Below are 15,417 nucleotides of genomic sequence, written 5' to 3'. Positions count from 1 at the left end.
GCCGATCGTGACCCAGCAGGACGTCGAGCGCGTGGCCCGGCACAACGAGCAGCGGCAGCGGGAGTACGAGGGGTCGGCCCTGATCCGGCTGCTGACCGACGCGGACACGACCGACGACACCAAGAAGGCCGTGCTCACCTACCTGCAGCCGTGGTCGAACGCCTTCCAGCGGATGATCAGCGCCCGCGTCACGTTCGAGAGCGACCCGGAGCTGCGCGCCCTGGCCCTGGAGCACCAGGAAGAGGAGATCGGGCACGACAAGATCCTCGCCCGCAGCCGCGCGGAAGACCGGCAGCTGGTCTGGGACCCGGTGATCGAGGCGGGCGCGTCGTGGTTCGTCGACCAGTTCGGGATCCTGCCCGGCGTGCAGCGCGCGGTGCTGGCGCACCTGGCCCTCGAAGCGGGCAGCCTGGTGTTCAGCCAGGCGGGCACGCGGGCGTTCCCCGAGGACGAATACTTCGACCTGCACGACGAAGCCGACGTCGAGCACCTCGAGATGGGCTACGAGCTGCTGCGCCGGCGCAGCGACTGGACGGTGGACGACGTCGTCACGGTGCTCGACCGGGCGTGGCAGGTGATCGGCGTCGTCTCGGACCGCATCGCCGAGTGCGCCCGCCGCGATACGGTGGCGGCATGACGAGCACCGACCCGGCCGCGACCGCCCGCGAAATCGCCGCCGAAGCGGCCCGCGCGTACCAGGAAGCGTTGGGAGAGCGCCTGATCGGCGCGTACCTGCTGGGCAGCCTGTCCTACGGCGGCTACTCCCCGGCGGCCAGCGACATCGACCTGGCACTGGTGCTGACCGACGCGGACGGCGCTTCGATCGCGGACACGACGACGGCGTTGCAGGAGCGGAGCCCGTTGCACCGCAAGCTTTCGGTGTTCTGGGCGTCCCTGCCGGCGTTGCGCGAAGGCCGCGACGACGGGCGGTTCCCGGCGCTGGACCGCCTGCAGCTGGCCGACCACGGCGTGGTCCTGCTGGGCTCGGACGTCCTGGCCGAGATCGCCCGCCCGTCGCCGGCGGAGCTGTTGCTGGAGAGCGCTTCCTTCGCGATCGCGGTGCTGGCGACGCCCGAGGTGACGGCGGAGTTCCGCGCGCCGCGCCGGCTGCTGGTGGACACGGTGTGGTTCACGAAGGCGGTGCTGTTCCCGGTCCGGTTCCTGTACTCGGGAACGCTGGAGTCGGGCCGAGCGGCGAACAACGACGAGGCGATCGAGTGGTACCTGTCCCAGCCGGACGCCCCGGCCGCATCTTTGGTGCGGTTGGCGTTGCGGGTCCGGGAGGGGCATCCGCTGGACGCGGAAGAGCTGCGGCCGGAGTTGGCGGCGGGGCTGGTTCCGTTGTACCGCTACTACATCGAGGACCAATTGCGGCGGTTGAAGGACATCGGGGCACCGGAGGACCTGGTGGCGTCGTTCGCCGATTGGGACAACCGGCTCGGCTAGAGCGCGACCGGTCGTGAGTGACAACCGGGGTTCTAGCCCCGATCACCACTCACGACCCTTGCGCCGCGGCCGTCAGTGGATCTGGACGTTCCCGCCGTTCAGCGTCTGGCCCAGCCCGGCGGAGTACCCGTTCGACAGCAGGAGTTCGAACCGGTCGCCGGTGCCGGGTTCACCCGCGTCGACGAGGTGGAGCCGGAAGCCGTACGTCACCCCGCCGACGACGGCGTGCCCGAACACGTAGGCGTCCGTGCCCGAAGCCGAGATGCCGGTGATGTCCGAGGTGTGGATGTCGATCCCGTTGCCGTGGTCGTTGTACTCGAGCGTGCCGCGCGGGCCGTCGCCCCGCTGCATGAACTCGAACCCGGCGGTGGCGGTTCCGCCCGGCACCAGGATCCGGACGCCACCGGTGATCTTGCCCGGCTGCGACGTCACGAAAGCCGGCGCGACCGGGCTCGTGCCGCACTCGGCGACCGTGATCGTCTTGACGATCGCGAACTTCCCGTCGAGCGACGTGAGGTCCGGGTCGGTCGTGAAGACGCCGTCGGGCAAGGTCAAGGTCACCCGGTAGGTCCCGGGCAGGAGCCCGGAAACGGTCGCGGTACCCGACGCGGTGCGCGGTGCCGGCGGATCGTTCGCGAGGACGCCGGGGACGCCGGCCTCGTCGACTCGGGTCGTCACGCCGGCCGGTGCGGTCACCGCGATCGCGCCGAGGCAGACGTTGCCGAAGTCGACGCCCCCGGTGACCTGGCCGCTGGTGACCGTCACGGTCGTGGCCCCGGAGGCCGGCGTCGTGCGCCGCCACCCCGGCTGCTGCCGTTCCCGCACCGTGTAGGTTCCCGGCCGCAGGCCCGGGAAGGCGAAGTCGCCCGTGCTCCCGGTCACCGCCGTCGCGCCGTTGTCCAGGTCGAACGTCCAGTTCGCCAGCCCGGGATCGCCGGCTCCGCCGCCGTCGGCACCGTGGTCGTCGAACTTCCGGCCGCCGATCGTCGCCGGCCGGTAGTTCCCGAAGTCGTTCCCGCCGAAGTTCGCCGGACCGGCGCCGTAGCCCACGGTGACGGGCGCCGGCGCGTGCGACTGGACCCACCCCGCCTGCGGGCGTTCCGCCACGGTGTACGTGCCCGCGCCGACCGGGAACTGGTCGGCGTCCAAGGCGAACGAGTAGCCGCCGCCGGCGTCCGTGGTGGCCGTTTCCACGACCGCTCCGTTGAAGGACAGGTCGATCGTCCAGCCGGCGAGCCCCGGTTCGCCCGCCTGCCGGACACCGTCGCCGTTGACGTCCTCGTACTTCGTGCCGCTGATCACCGGAACCGGTCCGGTGCCGCCGTGGTTCCAGTTTCCGCAGGCCACCCCGATGAACGCGCCGTTCCAGTACTTGACGTGGATCTGACCGGCGCCGATCTCGGCGGAGATGTTCTGGCTCCCGGGCTGGACGTTCTGGCAGAGGCCACCGGCGTTCCCGACACACCTCGTCCAGAACTGGTCGGGCCGGTCGATCGCCACGATCGGTGCCCAGTACATGAAGTTGCGGTCGAAGCCGCCCTGGGCGCCGTAGAACGCGGTGACCGCCGGCTGCGCGAACTGCTCGGCGGAGATGGCGTTCCCGACGCCGACGTCGTAGACGTAGGTGGATCGGTAGGTGCTCGTGGTGATCATCGCCTGCTCGTCGGGCCACAGGACCGACGCCGACGCGCTCGGCGCGAGGCCGAGAACGGTGAGCAGGACGACGGAGAACACCACCAGCAGGCCGCGCGGAACCGCGTGGGTTTTTCGCATCATTGTGAGCCCTTCCCCTGGCGCGCCAGGATTCCCGGGTTCGGCGAGGCCGGGGACGAGCCGTCGAGTGCCGAACATCGCGTTCTTCGATGCGCAGCCAGGGTCGCCGCGAATCGGCTCCGCGTTACGGATGCCGGGGCTTTTCAGCCTTCAGGCGACCTCGGCTAAAGCCGGGAGACCTGCGCCGCCCACGCCGCGACCTGGCTTCGGGAATCGAACCCCAGTTTGCGCAGGATCCGGTTCACGTGGCCCTCCGCGGTCCGCCGGGAGATCACCAGCTTGTCCGCGATCTCCTGGTTCGACCGGCCGTCCGCGATCAGAACCGCCACTTCGCGCTCGCGGTCCGTCAACGGTGTCACCCGGGACGGGCCGGGCTCGGGCGACGGCGTCACGTCACCCAACGCGTACGCGATCGCTTCCTCCAGCCCGAACTCGCGGCCGCGGCGGACCGCCGCCGCGAACCGGCCCTCGCCCAATGCCCGGCGGGCCGAACTCTCGCACTCGCCGTGCGGGGCTCCGAAGTACCTCGACCCGAACATCGGGAAGCCGACCGCCTGCCAGATCGGCTGCGCCGATCCCAGCATCGTCGCCGCCGGCTCCCAGTGGCCGCGGGCCGCCTCGTTCCACGCCAGGAGCTCGATCGCCAGCACGATCCCCAGCAGGTCGTGGAACTTCCGCTTGACGCGCAGGCAATGCCGGCCGCGCTCGGCCGCGCGCGCGAAGTCGCCTCGGCCCAGGGCCACCAGCGCCTGGACGAAGATCGCGTACGCCTGGGCCCACTGCTCGCCGTGGGCGGCGCCCGTCGCGCACGCCTCTTCGCACAGCTCGCCCGCGCGGTCCAGGTCGCCCAGGAAGATCGACGCCACCGCCAGCTCGATGCCGGCCAGCATCACGTTGCTGTTCAGCTCGCCGAGCCGCCGGTACCGCGCCTGCGCCTCCTCGAACAGCGCCTTCGCGTCGCCGACGTCGTCGCCCACCAGCAGGTTGCAGCCGAGCCGGTGCGTCGCGTACGCCAGGGCCACCTCGTCGCCGGCCCGGCGGGCGTAGGCGCGGCACTCCTCCAGCATCGCGATCGCGCCCGCGTTGTCGCCCTGCAGCGTCGCCACGTACCCGTTGACCCACAACGCTTTCGCCCGCGACGCACCCGGTTCGGGCGACAGCGCGAGCGCGCGGTCGAGCCAGTGGCGGCCTTCGCCGAACACGCCGCAGCCCGCCCAGTAGTACCAGAGCGTCGAGGCCAGCCGGAGGCCGGTTTCGAGCTCGCCCGGCACCGTCAGGCTGTAGTCCAGGGCCGCCCGCAGGTTCGCGTGCTCGACCCGCGTCCGGCGGAAGATCTCCGCCTGCTCCGGCCCGAACCACGCCCGTTCGCCGCACTCCACCAGGTGGAGGTAGTGGTCCCGCATCGACCGCAGGGCCTCCGCCGCTTCCCCGGACTCGGTCAGCTTGGCCCGGCCGAACTGCCGCAACGGCTCCAGCAGCCGGAACCGCCCGGCCTCCCGGATCAGCACCGACTTCTCCACCAGCCCGGCGAGACCGGCGCCGACGTCCTCGCCCGCGCAGACGCGCTCGGCCGCCCGCAGGTCGAACCCGCCGGCGAACACCGACGTCCGGGCCCACAGCCGCTGCTCGGCCGGGCTGCACAGCGCGAAGCTCCAGTCGACGGCCGCCAGCAGCGTCTGGTGCCGGGGCTCGCCGCCGCGCTTCACCGTCCCGGGCAGCCGGAAGCAGTCGTCCAACCCGGACTCCAGCTCCGCCAGCGTCAGCACCCGCAGCCGGACGGCCGCCAGCTCGATCGCCAGCGGGATGCCCGCCAGCAGCCGGCACACCTGCGCCACGCGTTCCTGGTTCTCCGCGGTGACGGCGAACCCGGGGTCGACGGCGGCCGCGCGTTCGGCGAACAGCGTCAGCGCCGGGTAGCGCAGCCAGGCGCCGCCGGGCAGCGGACGGCCGGGCTCGGGCAGCGGCAGCGGGGACACCGGCCAGAGGTGCTCGGCGGCGAGCGCGAGCCGCTCGCGGCTGGTCGCGAGCAGCCGCAGGCCCGGCGCGGCCCGCAGCAGGTCGTGCGCCAGCGTCGCGCACGCGTCGAGGACGTGCTCGCAGTTGTCCAGGATGACCAGCAGCCGCCGGTCGCGCAGGTGCTCGGCGAGCACGGCCGCCGGCGTCCGGCCGGTTTCGTCGTGGACGGCCAGCGCCTCCAGCACGGTGTGCGCGACCAGCGCCGGGTCCTGCAGCCCGGCGAGCTCGACCAGCCAGACGCCGTCGGGGAACGCGCGGGAGAGGCCGGCGGCCGTCTGCACGGCCAGCCGCGTCTTGCCGACGCCCCCGACCCCGGTCAGCGTGACCAGCCGCGCCCGCGTCAGCAGCTGCTTGACCTCGGAAACGTCCGATTTGCGCCCTACGAAGCTCGTGGTGTCGGCGGGCAGGTTGCCCTTCCCCCACGTCGTGCCGGCCTTGCCCACCCGAGCACCGTAAGGACGTCCGCGCGGGCCGGTCAATGCGAGCCCCTCGGAGGAAGCAACCTCGCGGGTGTCAGGCGTCGGGGATGCGGTAGAGCGTCGGCGTGTCGCCGCCGTGCATCGCGGCGAGGCTCGTGCGGCAGGCCTGGCGGACTTCGCGGTTGGCCGCCGAGCCCGCCTGGCCGCAGCGCGGGCAGAACAGGTGCACCGCGCCGGGCGGGGTCTCGTCGACGGCGACGTCGACCGGGCACTCGCAGCGGCGGCACCACCGGTGCCCGGTGACGACGAGGATGTGCAGCGGGTCGCCGACGCACTGGTGCGCCCAGCACCGGTGGACGTAGCAGGTGCTGCGCGTGTGCGGGCTGAGGCCGTGCTCCTCCGCGGTGTCCTCGGCGGCCAGGATGGCGGCCAGCCGCCGGTCGTCGAGGTCGGCGTAGCGGTCGCGCGAGCCGGAAGGGGCCGGCCGCGGCTCCGGGACGCTCGCGGGGGAAACGACCCGGAGGAGGGGACGCGACCGGCCGTGCACCATGGGTTTTCCGACCTCCTGCGGGTCATCGGGGGCCGGTTCAGCTTGCGCCCGGGCCCGCGTCCCCGCACCCGTACAAGTACCTGAACCCATACCTGTCCCGCCGTCACGTGCCGCGCCCGCGGCACTACCCTCCGGCGCCGCCGGGGTCGCCGGTCCCGGGTGCGGCGAGTATGGTTTACGGCCACGACTGGTGCTGCCAGGAGACGTCGCCATGACCGATGCCGAGTTCACCGTCCGCCGGGCCCGGCCCGACCGCCCCGGGCCGCCCGAGGTCGAGCAGCTGGAGACGCAGACGAGGGCGTTGCGCGCGGTCGACTACGCGGCGGGCGGCGGGATGTGCCGCGACGCCGTGCTCGTCCGGATCCACCGCGGGCACGAGCTCTTGGACGCGGCCCCCGGCGAAGTGCGGACGCGGCTGCTCTCCGCGGTCGCCGACCTGCACAACCTGGCCGCGTGGGCGAGCTTCGACAGCGGGCACGCCGGCGCCGCGCACCACCACCTCGACCTGGCGCTCGCGCTGGCCGAGCACGGCGGCAACGACGAGCTCGCGGCCAACATCCGCTACCGGCGCGGGCGCATCCACCTGCACCACGGCGCCCCGGACGAGGCGCTGGCCCAGTTCCAGCACGGCCGGCTGGCCGCGCGGCGCTGCGGGTCCGCGCTGGCGGGGAGCCATCCTCAGCGCCAACCAGGCGTGGGCGTACGCGGGGAAGGGCGACGAACAGCTCGCGCTCGCCCTGCTCGGCCGGGCCGCCGAGGAGTTCGAGGCGGCCGGGCCCGCGGACCCACCGGACTGGGCGCGGTTCTTCACCGAGACCGACGTCGCGGCGATGACCGGGACGGTGCGCACCGAGCTCGCCCAGCGCGGCCGGCCGCGCCACGCCCGCACGGCGATCGCGGCGCTGACCGACGTGGTCGCCCGGTACGGCCCGGACATGGCCCGCAGCCGGGCGTTCTGCCTGGCGATGCTGGCGCACGCCCACCTGCTGGACGGCGACCTCGAACGCGGGGCGCGGATCGGCACCGAAGCCGTCGACGCGGCCGAGATGCTCAAGTCCGTTCGGACCAAGGACCGCCTGCGGCCGCTCAAGCTCGAGGCGGAGAAGCACCTGGACCACCCCGCGGTCCGCGCGCTGGCGGAGCACATCACCGCTTACGTCGTCAGCTCGACGCACGTCTGAGCGTCACCGCAGGGTCAGCGGGGTCTCCGACTCGACGCGCGTGAGCTTTTCGGGGTTGCGCACGTAGTAGAGCCCGGTGATGCGGCCGTCGTCGAGCCGGACCGCCATGACGCCGTCGAGCTCGCCGTCCAGGTGCAGCACCAGTCCCGGGTTGCCGTTGACCACCGTCAAACCGCTGGTGAGCACCGCGTCGGTGCGGCTGATACCGCCGGACATGAAGCGGACCACCTTGTCCGCGCCGGCGACCGGCCGCAGCGCCGCCTGCTTGAGGCCGCCGCCGTCGCTGAGCAGGACGACGTCGGGGGCGAGCACGTCCAGCAGGCCCTGGAAGTCGCGGGTGGCCAGCGCGCGCTGGAACGACTCCAGCACCGCGCGGGTTTCGCGGGCCGACACCGTCTCACGCGGGCGGCGGGCGTCGACGTGCTTGCGCGCCCGGTGCGCGATCTGGCGGACCGCGGCCGGGGTCTTGCCGACGGCGGCGGCGATCTCGTCGTAGCCGAACTCGAAGACCTCCCGCAGCACGAAGACCGCGCGTTCGGTCGGCGCCAGCGTCTCCAGGACGAGCATGAGCGCCATCGAGACGTTCTCGGCGAGTTCGACGTCCTCGGCGACGTCCGGCGCGGTGAGCAGCGGCTCGGGCAGCCAGGGGCCGACGTAGGCCTCCTTGCGGCGCTTCATCGTGCGCAGCCGGTTGAGCGCCAGCCGGGTGGTGATGCGGACCAGGTAGGCCCGCTCGTCACGGACCTCCCCGAGGTCGACGTCGGCCCAGCGCAGCCAGGTCTCCTGCAGGACGTCCTCCGCGTCGGCCGCCGAGCCGAGCATCTCGTAGGCGACGGTGAAGAGCAGGTTGCGGTGGGCGACGAAGGTTTCGGTGGCGGTCACAGGCGTCCCCAGGCGATGAAGACCGCGAGGGCGAGGTAGGTCAGGTTCAGGGCGACGAACTTCGCCTCGCCGTGGCGCAGGTGCGTGATCATGGCCCCGATCATGAGCAGGACCCAGCAGGCGGCGGTCACCGGGACCAGGACGGGAGCGATCCCGAGGGCGGCGGGCAGGATCAGGCCGGCCGCGGCCAGCAGTTCGAGGACGCCGAGCGTCTTGACGAAGCCGGCACTGCTCTCCCCGGTCCACGCGCCGCCCGGGTGGGCGGCGAGCTTTTCCTTGGGCACGAACGCCTTGCTGACACCCCCGGTGAGGGCGACAACGGCGAGCAGCGCGGCGGCGATCCAGAGTGCGATGGTCATGAGGTCTCCTTTGTCGGCCTCAAGACACCGGGTGCCCGGTCGCTGTGACAGGGCATGACGTGGGTCACACGACCGGTTCGAGCAGTCGCCGCGAAGCGCTCATGGCGGCCGACACCGGGTCGGGGTCGGCGGGCGGCCGGTACCCCGGGCCGGGCTCGATGCGGATCTCCGGCACCGGGACAGCCAGGCCGCACTCTTCGCAACGGCCGTCCGCGTCGAGGCGGCCGCCGTCCGCGTCGTGGCGGGTCGTGCGCTTTTCGCCGTCCGGCGAGTAGAAGGCGTCGCCCCAGCCCATCAGCGCGCGCACGACCGGCCAGAGCGCGACGCCCTTGTCGGTGAGCCGGTATTCGGCGTTTTCGCGGACCAGGACGCCCTCCCGCACGAGGGCTTTCAGCCGGCTGGTCAGGACGGCACGCGGAATCCCGAGCTGGGCGGCGAAGTCCCCGAACCGCCGGACGCCGAAGAAGGCGTCCCGGACGATCAGCAGCGTCCACCGCTCCCCGACGACCTCCAGCGAGCGCGCGAGGGAGCAGTTGCGGTCCGCGTAGGTGCTGGGGAGGGCCATGGGGCCAGCTTACACCGGCAGTTCGTTCATTGAACTCGACCGTGCTACGGTGCGGTAGTTCGGTGAATGAACTTCCCAGGAGGTCCCATGTCCCGCTTCCTCGTGACCGCCGCGGCCGGCAAGACCGGCAGCGCGACCATCGACCACCTGCTCGCCCGCGGCCACCGCGTCCGGGCCATGGTCCGCCGCGACGACGAGCGGTCGCGGGCGCTCGCCGCGGCCGGTGCCGAAGTCGTGCACGGCGACCTCCTCGACCTCAACGCCGTCACCGCGGCGCTCGACGGCGTCACCGGCGCCTACTTCTGCTACCCGATCCGCGAAGGCCTGCTCGACGCGACCGTCAACTTCGCCCAAGCCGCAACGGAAACCGGCGTCCGCTCGATCGTCGGCATGTCCCAGATCTCCGCCCGCCGCGAGGCCCGCAGCAACGCGGCCCGGCAGCACTGGCTCGCCGAACGCGTGCTGGACCGGACCGGCCTGCTCGCCACCCACCTGCGCCCCACGTTCTTCGCCGAATGGCTCACCACGTGGTGGGAGCTGCGCGACGGCGAAGGCTTGCTGCGCCTCCCCTTCGGCGACGGCCGGCACGCACCGATCGCCGCGGTCGACCAAGGACGCGTGATCGCCGCGGTACTCGCCGACCCCGAGCCCCACGCCGGCGCCGCGTACACCCTCCACGGCCCGGTCGAGCTGAACCACCACGAGATCGCCGAAACCATGGCCCGCACGCTGGGCATCCCGGTGCGCTACGAGCCGATCACCGTCGAAGAGTTCACGGCGTCGATGACCGCGCGCGGGCTGCCGGCGCACCTGATCCAGCACCTCGGCAACGTCGCGATCGACTACCGGAACGGCGTTTTCGCGGACACCAACGACGTCGTCGAGCAGGTCGGCGGCCAGACCCCGCTGTCGGTCGAGCAGTTCGTGCTCGCGAACAAGGAATCCTTCGCCGGCAACGGCCCGTACTTCGTTTCCTGAGGAGAAAACCATGGCATCCGTCCTCATCACCGGCGCCGGCAAGGGCATCGGCCGCGCCATCGCGCTCGAACTGGCCCGCCGCGGGCACCGCGTGATCGCCACCGCGCGCGATCCGCGGGTACTCGCCGACCTGCCCGTCGACCAGCGCCTGCGCCTCGACGTCACCGACTCCGACTCCGTCAGCCAGGCGATCCGGGACGCCGGCGAAGTCGACGTCCTGATCAGCAACGCCGGCGAAACCGTGCGCGCGCCACTGGAAACCGTTCCGCTCGACGAGGTCGACCGGCTCTTCCGGCTCAACACGCTGGGCGCGCTGCGGGTCGCCCAGGCCGTCCTCCCCGCGATGCGCGTCCGCGGCTCGGGTCACCTCGTCTTCGTTTCGAGCGTCCAGGGACGGCTCGTGCTGCCGATCATCGGCCCGTACGCGGCCAGCAAATGGGCCCTGGAAGCGATCGCCGAGACACTCGCCGTCGAAACGCGCCACTTCGGCGTCAAGGTGAGCATCGTCCAGCCGGGCGCGGTTTCCTCGGGTGGCGCCGAACGCGCCAAGGTCTTCTTCGGCGACGAAGATCCGTACCTCCCGCTGTACGCGCAGCTCGCCGCCTTGCGCGGCGAAGTCGTGACACCCGAAGAGGTCGCTGTCACGGTGGCCGAGACGATCGAGCGACCGGAGCCGCCGCTGCGCGTGCCCGCCGGGGCACCCGCCGCGAAAGCGTTGCGGGCTCGCAAGGACGCGCCGGAGGACGAACCGTTCTTGTTCGCGAAGATCGAATGGTAGGTGCTTGAACGAGCAACTAAACGCGAGTACTACTGGGGAGAGGATCCAAAGATCCGTTCGCTCTCCAGGGGAGAATTCATGCGTTTGGGTTTCAGCCTTCCGGTCTTCGGCAAGGCGGCCGCCACACCGGGTGGGATCGCGCGGTACGCCCGCGAAGCCGAACAGGCCGGGGCGGCCGGTCTCTGGGTCGGTGACCGGCTGCTCTCGCCGGTCGCGCCCGTCGTGCCCTACCCGGGCTACGACACCATGCCCGAGGAGTTCCACACCGCCCAGGACCCGTTCACCGCGCTGGCCGTCGCCGCCGCCGTGACCGAGACCGCGATCCTCGGCTCAAGCACCATCAACGCCACGCAGTACCAGCCGGCGAACTTCGCCCGGCTGCTCACCAGCCTCGACGTCGCCTCCAACGGACGGCTGCTGCCCGGCCTCGGCATCGGCTGGTCGCCCGACGAGTACGCGGCCGTCGGCATCCCGATGAGCGAGCGCGGCAAGCGGCTGGACGACCTGCTCGACCTGCTCGAAACCTGGTGGACCAAGGACACCGTGACGCACGAGGGCGTCGGCTACGCCATCGCCGAGTCCCACGTCGCGCTCAAGCCGGTGCGCAAGCCGCCGGTGCACCTGGCCGGCTTCGGCGAAAAGTCGCTGCGCCGGGTCGCCGAGCGGGCCGACGGCTGGCTGCCGGTCTGGTCGGTGCCCGAGCAGTTCCCCGCGGACGTGCTCACCTCCACCCTGGCCAAGCTCCGGGCCGACGCCGAGAAGGCCGGGCGCGACCCGCAGGCGCTCGGCGTGGCGCTGCGCGTGAACGCCGCGCCCGGCACGGAAGCGGAGCAGATCGCCGAGGCGGTGACGAAGATCGCCGGGATCCTCGAGCCGGACCACACGTTCGTCGACCTGACCTACCTGACGAGCAGTGTGGACGAGCACCTCGACCTCAGCGGCCGCCTGCTGGACCTGGTCGCCGAGGGCTGACGCGCGGACGTGGAACCCGCCCCGGCGGGTTCCACGTCTGGAGGCGGCGCGGGCCCGGTCAATGCGATACTGCGGGGTGTGCGCACCCAAGGGAAAGACGACAGCGTGATCCGCCTGGTGATCGTCGACGACGAGCCGATGGTGCTCGCGCACCTGCGTACGGTCCTGACCTCCGCCGGGGACATCGACATCGTCGGCCAGGCGCAGGACGGCGCCGAAGCCGTCGAGGCCGCCGGGCGATTCCGGCCCGACGTCATGCTGATGGACCTGCGGATGCCCGGGGTGGACGGGCTGACCGCGATCGAGCGGATCGTCAAGCTCCCCGACCCGCCCGCCCTCGTCGCGCTCACGACGTTCGACACCGACAGCTACGTCCTCAAGGCCCTGCGGGCCGGCGCTTCGGGCTTCCTGCTCAAGTCGACGCCCCCGGAAGACCTGATCGGGCTGGTGCGCGTCGCGGCCGACGGGCACACGGTGCTGTCCAAGGAAGCCGCACGCCGGATGGTCTCCGCGTCGGCCGGCGAGCACGAGCGTTCGCAGGAAGCCCGGGAGCGCACGGCCGACCTCACCGACCGCGAGCTGGACATGCTCGTCTGCCTCGGCGAAGGCATGTCGAACGCGGCCATCGCGGCCAAGCTGCACCTGTCCGAGGCGACGGTGAAGAGCTACGTCTCGCGGATGCTGACGAAGCTGGGCTGCGCCAACCGGACCCAGGCGGGGCTGCTGGCCCACGAAGCCGGCCTCGCGGGCTGACTCACGCGCTGCTGCGGGCCCCGAACCCCCAGGCGCCGAACACTTCGGCGAGCTCCGCGCGGCCCGAGATCCCCAGTTTCCGGTAGCAGTTCGTCAGGTGCTTCTCGACGGCCCGCCGGCTCACGTTGATCTCGGCCGCGATCTCGCCGTTCGTCAGCCCGTCCAAGGCGAACGCGACCACCCGGCCCTCCGCCTCGCTGAGCGCGGCCGACGGCCCGGCCGGCTCCTCCACCCGCCGTCCGGTGAGCCACGGCGCGCCGCAGCCTTCCGCGAGCCGGTACGCCTCGCGGAACCGGTCGCCCGCCGCCGCGGCGTCGCCCAGCAACGCCCCCTCCGCCAACAGGGCGCGCGCCAGCTCCAGCCGGTCGCCCGACGCCCGCGAGATCTCGATCGACTCCGCGAGCACGCGATCCGCTTCGGCGCCCGAAGTCAGGGACGCCTTGATCCGCAACGCGCGGCCGAGCGCGACCGGCGCGCCCCAGCCGCGTGCCCAGCGGACCTCGTCCTCGATCAGCTCGCCGGCCGACACGCGGTCGCCGAGCCGGCGCTGGAGCCAGGCACTCCACGTCCGCCACGGGAACACCGCCGGGTTCCGCCAGCCGGCGCGGTGCAGGGCCGCGCCGCAGTCGAGGAACCGCGCCAGCGCGCCGCGGGGGTCCTCGACCGCCGCCACCGCGCCGCGCAGCATCAGCAGCGCGGCCCGCACGTGCAGGCCGTGCCGCGCCAGGGTGGCCTCGTCGAAGTGCTCGACCAGGGTGGCCGCGAGCCGCTCGTCCCGGGCGATGATCGCGACCGAAACCAGCGCCATCACCAGGGATTCGGCCGCTTCGGCCAGGTCGCCGCCGATCAGCTCGTACGCTTCCCAAGCCGTCGACCGCGCGCGGGTCAGCTGCCCGCTCTGGGCCAGCTCGGCCGCGCGCGCCGCGATCAGCGACGCCGGGCGGCCTTCGACCGTCTCCCCGACCGCGCTCTCGAGCCAGGACGACGGCTGCCCGGTCGAGCCCGCGGCGAACGCGCAGATGATCAGCAGCGGCGCGGTGCCCGCGAACTCCGTCGACGACGCGGGGGCGCAGCGCAGCAGCCGCTCGGTCAGCTCCGCCACGGTCCGCGCGGGCATCCCGGCGCTCAGCGTGGCCGCGTGGAGCAGCACGGCCAGCAGTTCGCGCTCGGCGAGCGTGCCGATCGGCGGCTCCGGGCCCAGTTCGCGCAGGCGGTCGACGGCGCCGGCCAGCAGCACCGGGTCTTCGCAGCGGGTGAGCCGGCTCCGCGCCTCCAGCCGGAGCCCGGCCTGCGCGCCGGCGTCCTCCGGCCGGACGCGCCCGACGAGGACGGCGGCTTCCGGCCGGAGGAACGCCGACAGCGGCAGCAGGGTGACCGCCTCGGCCCGCTCCCGCGGCGTGGGCAGCAGCCCGATCGCCTGCGTGAGGTGCCGGATCGCGGCGGGGACGTCGAAAGCGGCTTCGGTGAGCGCCAGGTCCACCAGCCGCCAGCCGCGCTCGGGGCCGTCGGGCGGCAGGTCGAGCAGCGCGCGGCGCAGGTAACGCGCCGCCGTCCGGGGCCGCCCGCGCCGGGTCGCCGCGTCGGCCGCCGTGCGCAGCTCCTCCGGCATCCACGGCGACGGCGACGGCGCGGGCACTTCGAGCAGCTGGGCCGCGACCGTCTCCGCGGCGAACCCGGCCTCGTGGAACACCGTCGCCGCGCGCACCCGCAGCCGCAGGTCCTCCGGCGCGGTCGTCGACGCCTCGACCGCGGCCCGCAGCACGGGCGCGGCGAACCGCGGCCGGGACGCCGGGCCGAGGATTCCCAGGCGCCCCAACGCCCGCACGGCCTCCGCGACGGCCACCGAGTCGCCGCCGGTGAGGCGTTCGACCAGCCACGGCTCGGCGTGCTCGCCGAGCACCGCGATCGCCTTGGCGCACTCGCCCACGGCGGGAGGCAGCACGGCAAGCTGGGCGGCGAGTCGTTCCTGCAGCAGCGACGGCCCGGTGCGGTGGTCACCGCGCACGGCTTCGGTGAGGAACAACGGGTTTCCGGCGCTCGCCGCGTGGCAGGCGGCGACGAACCGCGCGTCGCCGGCCCGGCCGTCGGACATCGCGCGCAACGCCGCCCCGACGCCGGCCTCGGACAGGTTCGGCGGCCGGATCCGCGTCTTCGCCAGCTCCCACAGCTCGCGGATCGCGGGCCGGTCGGCACCCGGGTCGCCTTCGCGGACCGCGACGACGAGCGCGCAGGGCAGGTCGCGGATCCGCCGCGCGCACTGCCGCAGCCACGTGAGCGACTGCCGGTCGCCGACGTGCAGGTCGTCGACGAGCACGGTGAGCGGCCGGTCGGCGGCGATCTCGGCGAGCAGGCCGACCAGGCCGTGCGTGGTCAGGACGTCGTTGTGGCCGACCGGGTCCCACCCCGGCCAGCCCGGGGCGCCGGGGAACAGCCACCGCGCCGCCGAAGCGGGGCCGGCGAACCAGCGCTCGGCGTCGCGCTCGGCCGCGCCGGCGACCACCGGCTCGAGCACCTGGCAGGCCACCCCGAAGTCGAAGTCCTGCTCGGTCCGGCTCGCCGACGCGGTCAGCACCCGCATCGCGCCGGGCCGCGCTTCGGCGACCCGCAGGACTTCCTTGAGCAGCGCGGTCTTCCCGACACCGAGCGGCCCGGTGAGCACCGTGACCGAGCCCTCCCCCGCCCCGGCCGCGGTGATCGCGCCGCACAGCAGGCGCAGCTCGGTCTCGCGCTCCGGCAGCGTCACGC

General features: G+C 73.1%; 15 protein-coding genes. 7 read left to right on the top strand and 8 right to left on the bottom strand.

Translation table 11 applies throughout. The features are described from left to right. Positions 1–7 precede the first annotated feature (7 nt). Positions 8–637 carry a hypothetical protein gene (locus ACIRSS_RS40890; RefSeq protein ID WP_400904942.1) on the top strand — a complete coding sequence of 210 codons (630 nt, stop codon included), beginning with the start codon at positions 8–10 and terminating at the stop codon, positions 635–637. Further along, the gene (locus tag ACIRSS_RS40885; protein WP_400904940.1) at positions 634–1,446 is read left to right on the top strand and encodes a hypothetical protein; all 813 of its coding nucleotides are present in this window, start codon (positions 634–636) and stop codon (positions 1,444–1,446) included. The genes ACIRSS_RS40890 and ACIRSS_RS40885 overlap by 4 nt, the downstream gene beginning before the upstream one ends. Positions 1,447–1,518: 72 nt before the next feature. Here the strand turns inward: ACIRSS_RS40885 and ACIRSS_RS40880 are convergent, their stop codons facing one another. From ACIRSS_RS40880 to ACIRSS_RS40865, 4 genes are all read right to left on the bottom strand, one after another. Beyond that, a complete protein-coding gene (locus tag ACIRSS_RS40880; protein WP_400904937.1) occupies positions 1,519–3,222 on the bottom strand; it encodes an SdrD B-like domain-containing protein in 1,704 nt (567 codons plus the stop codon). Positions 3,223–3,383: 161 nt separating this feature from the next. Beyond that, entirely contained in the window at positions 3,384–5,678 is a 2,295-nt protein-coding gene (locus tag ACIRSS_RS40875) for an ATP-binding protein (RefSeq protein WP_400904934.1), read from the bottom strand. Between the two features lie 70 nt (positions 5,679–5,748). Next, positions 5,749–6,204, bottom strand: coding sequence for a hypothetical protein (locus ACIRSS_RS40870; protein WP_400904931.1), 456 nt, complete (start codon positions 6,202–6,204; stop codon positions 5,749–5,751). A gap of 175 nt (positions 6,205–6,379) precedes the next feature. Continuing rightward, positions 6,380–6,832 (bottom strand): hypothetical protein, encoded by a 453-nt coding sequence (locus tag ACIRSS_RS40865; RefSeq protein WP_400904928.1) that lies wholly within the window; start codon positions 6,830–6,832, stop codon positions 6,380–6,382. Between the two features lie 202 nt (positions 6,833–7,034). Between ACIRSS_RS40865 and ACIRSS_RS40860 the strand changes: the two genes are divergently transcribed. Next, entirely contained in the window at positions 7,035–7,385 is a 351-nt protein-coding gene (locus ACIRSS_RS40860; protein ID WP_400904925.1) for a hypothetical protein, read from the top strand. A gap of 3 nt (positions 7,386–7,388) precedes the next feature. Here the strand turns inward: ACIRSS_RS40860 and ACIRSS_RS40855 are convergent, their stop codons facing one another. The 3 genes from ACIRSS_RS40855 to ACIRSS_RS40845 all read right to left on the bottom strand — a co-directional run bounded on the left by ACIRSS_RS40855 (position 7,389) and on the right by ACIRSS_RS40845 (position 9,191). Beyond that, positions 7,389–8,267, bottom strand: coding sequence for an RNA polymerase sigma-70 factor (locus tag ACIRSS_RS40855; RefSeq protein WP_400904923.1), 879 nt, complete (start codon positions 8,265–8,267; stop codon positions 7,389–7,391). After that, entirely contained in the window at positions 8,264–8,626 is a 363-nt protein-coding gene (locus ACIRSS_RS40850; protein WP_400904920.1) for a DoxX family protein, read from the bottom strand. Before ACIRSS_RS40850 ends, ACIRSS_RS40855 begins: the two co-directional genes overlap by 4 nt. A 64-nt stretch (positions 8,627–8,690) precedes the next feature. Then, complete coding sequence (locus tag ACIRSS_RS40845) at positions 8,691–9,191, bottom strand: winged helix-turn-helix transcriptional regulator (RefSeq protein ID WP_400904918.1); 501 nt, start codon at positions 9,189–9,191, stop codon at positions 8,691–8,693. 87 nt (positions 9,192–9,278) lie between these two features. Between ACIRSS_RS40845 and ACIRSS_RS40840 the strand changes: the two genes are divergently transcribed. The 4 genes from ACIRSS_RS40840 to ACIRSS_RS40825 all read left to right on the top strand — a co-directional run bounded on the left by ACIRSS_RS40840 (position 9,279) and on the right by ACIRSS_RS40825 (position 12,672). Then, positions 9,279–10,169, top strand: a complete 891-nt coding sequence (locus tag ACIRSS_RS40840; protein WP_400904916.1) for an NmrA family NAD(P)-binding protein — start codon at positions 9,279–9,281, stop codon at positions 10,167–10,169. Between the two features lie 10 nt (positions 10,170–10,179). Next, complete coding sequence (locus ACIRSS_RS40835; protein ID WP_400904913.1) at positions 10,180–10,947, top strand: SDR family oxidoreductase; 768 nt, start codon at positions 10,180–10,182, stop codon at positions 10,945–10,947. Between the two features lie 78 nt (positions 10,948–11,025). Then, positions 11,026–11,919, top strand: a complete 894-nt coding sequence (locus ACIRSS_RS40830; protein ID WP_400904910.1) for a TIGR03619 family F420-dependent LLM class oxidoreductase — start codon at positions 11,026–11,028, stop codon at positions 11,917–11,919. A gap of 105 nt (positions 11,920–12,024) precedes the next feature. Continuing rightward, a complete protein-coding gene (locus ACIRSS_RS40825; protein WP_400905890.1) occupies positions 12,025–12,672 on the top strand; it encodes a response regulator in 648 nt (215 codons plus the stop codon). A 1-nt stretch (position 12,673) separates the two neighbouring features. Here ACIRSS_RS40825 and ACIRSS_RS40820 read toward each other — a convergent pair whose 3' ends face one another. After that, complete coding sequence (locus ACIRSS_RS40820; RefSeq protein WP_400904907.1) at positions 12,674–15,415, bottom strand: ATP-binding protein; 2,742 nt, start codon at positions 15,413–15,415, stop codon at positions 12,674–12,676. Positions 15,416–15,417 lie beyond the last annotated feature (2 nt).

Origin of the sequence: Amycolatopsis sp. NPDC101161, from assembly GCF_044768185.1 — a bacterium.
Lineage (GTDB): Bacteria > Actinomycetota > Actinomycetes > Mycobacteriales > Pseudonocardiaceae > Amycolatopsis.
Note: the sequence above shows the minus strand (reverse complement) of the source record. Positions and strands in the feature narration are given on the sequence as shown.

Excerpts from the sequence above, each read along its gene's own strand:
- ACIRSS_RS40885 (WP_400904940.1), top strand. The coding sequence starts at position 634 with ATGACGAGCACCGACCCGGCCGCGACCGCCCGCGAAATCGCCGCCGAA.
- ACIRSS_RS40880 (WP_400904937.1), bottom strand. The coding sequence starts at position 3,222 with ATGATGCGAAAAACCCACGCGGTTCCGCGCGGCCTGCTGGTGGTGTTC.
- ACIRSS_RS40870 (WP_400904931.1), bottom strand. The coding sequence starts at position 6,204 with ATGGTGCACGGCCGGTCGCGTCCCCTCCTCCGGGTCGTTTCCCCCGCG.
- ACIRSS_RS40860 (WP_400904925.1), top strand. The coding sequence starts at position 7,035 with ATGACCGGGACGGTGCGCACCGAGCTCGCCCAGCGCGGCCGGCCGCGC.
- ACIRSS_RS40850 (WP_400904920.1), bottom strand. The coding sequence starts at position 8,626 with ATGACCATCGCACTCTGGATCGCCGCCGCGCTGCTCGCCGTTGTCGCC.
- ACIRSS_RS40845 (WP_400904918.1), bottom strand. The coding sequence starts at position 9,191 with ATGGCCCTCCCCAGCACCTACGCGGACCGCAACTGCTCCCTCGCGCGC.
- ACIRSS_RS40840 (WP_400904916.1), top strand. The coding sequence starts at position 9,279 with ATGTCCCGCTTCCTCGTGACCGCCGCGGCCGGCAAGACCGGCAGCGCG.
- ACIRSS_RS40835 (WP_400904913.1), top strand. The coding sequence starts at position 10,180 with ATGGCATCCGTCCTCATCACCGGCGCCGGCAAGGGCATCGGCCGCGCC.
- ACIRSS_RS40830 (WP_400904910.1), top strand. The coding sequence starts at position 11,026 with ATGCGTTTGGGTTTCAGCCTTCCGGTCTTCGGCAAGGCGGCCGCCACA.